This window comes from Pseudomonas sp. 18173, from assembly GCF_050432945.1.
Classification (GTDB): domain Bacteria; phylum Pseudomonadota; class Gammaproteobacteria; order Pseudomonadales; family Pseudomonadaceae; genus Aquipseudomonas.
On record NZ_JBKFTN010000069.1, the window covers coordinates 1 to 1,468 of the forward strand.

The 1,468-nt window shown below is 62.7% G+C and carries 2 pseudogenes; both read left to right on the plus strand.

Annotated elements, in window-relative coordinates:
• Positions 1 to 975: pseudogene (locus tag ACLD1X_RS29065) on the plus strand (aldehyde dehydrogenase family protein); the annotation flags it as partial.
• 22 nt (positions 976 to 997) lie between these two features.
• Positions 998 to 1,468: pseudogene (locus tag ACLD1X_RS29070) on the plus strand (aldehyde dehydrogenase family protein); the annotation flags it as partial.

Below are 1,468 nucleotides of genomic sequence, written 5' to 3' on the forward strand. Positions count from 1 at the left end.
AACTACATCGGCGGCGAGTTCGTCGCGCCTGTCAAAGGTCAGTACTTCACCAATACCTCGCCAGTGAATGGCCAACCGATTGCCGAATTCCCGCGCTCCACGGCTGAAGACATCGACAAGGCCCTGGACGCTGCCCACGCCGCTGCCGATGCCTGGGGCGCCACCTCCGCCCAGGCACGCTCGCTGGTGCTGCTGAAAATTGCCGACCGCATCGAGCAGAATCTGGAAACCCTGGCGATCACCGAATCCTGGGACAACGGCAAGGCCGTACGCGAAACCCTCAACGCCGACATCCCGCTGGCCGCCGACCACTTCCGCTACTTCGCCGGTTGCCTGCGCGCCCAGGAAGGCAGCGCTGCCGAAATCGACGGCAACACCGTGGCCTATCACATCCATGAACCACTGGGCGTGGTCGGCCAGATCATCCCGTGGAACTTCCCGATCCTGATGGCCGCCTGGAAACTCGCCCCGGCGCTGGCTGCCGGTAACTGCGTGGTGCTCAAGCCTGCCGAGCAAACCCCGCTGGGCATCACCGTGCTGGTCGAGCTGATCGGCGACCTGCTGCCACCGGGCGTGCTGAACATCGTGCAGGGCTTCGGCAAAGAAGCCGGTGAAGCCCTGGCCACCAGCAAGCGCATCGCCAAGATTGCCTTCACCGGCTCGACCCCGGTCGGCTCGCACATCATGAAGTGCGCCGCCGAAAACATCATTCCGTCGACCGTGGAACTGGGCGGCAAGTCGCCGAACATCTTCTTCGAAGACATCATGAAGGCCGAACCGTCCTTCATCGAGAAAGCCGCCGAAGGCCTGGTGCTGGCGTTCTTCAACCAGGGCGAAGTCTGCACCTGCCCTTCCCGCGCCCTGGTGCAGGAGTCGATCTACGACGAGTTCATGCAGGTGGTGATGAAGAAGGTCCTGCAAATCAAACGCGGCGACCCGCTGGACACCGACACCATGGTCGGTGCCCAGGCGTCCGAGCAGCAATTCGACAAGANCCTGCCCTTCCCGCGCCCTGGTGCAGGAGTCGATCTACGACGAGTTCATGCAGGTGGTGATGAAGAAGGTCCTGCAAATCAAACGCGGCGACCCGCTGGACACCGACACCATGGTCGGTGCCCAGGCGTCCGAGCAGCAATTCGACAAGATCCTTTCGTACCTGGAAATCGCCAGGGGCGAAGGTGCCGAGCTGCTGACCGGCGGCAAGGTGGAAAAACTCGAGGGCAACCTGGCAAGCGGGTACTACATCCAGCCGACATTGCTCAAGGGCACCAACAAGATGCGCGTGTTCCAGGAAGAAATCTTCGGCCCGGTGGTGAGCATCACCACCTTCAAGGACGAAGCCGAAGCCCTGGCCATCGCCAACGACACCGAGTTCGGCCTGGGTGCCGGCCTCTGGACCCGCGACATCAACCGCGCCTACCGCATGGGCCGCGCCATCAAGGCCGGTCGTGTGTGGACCAACTGCTAC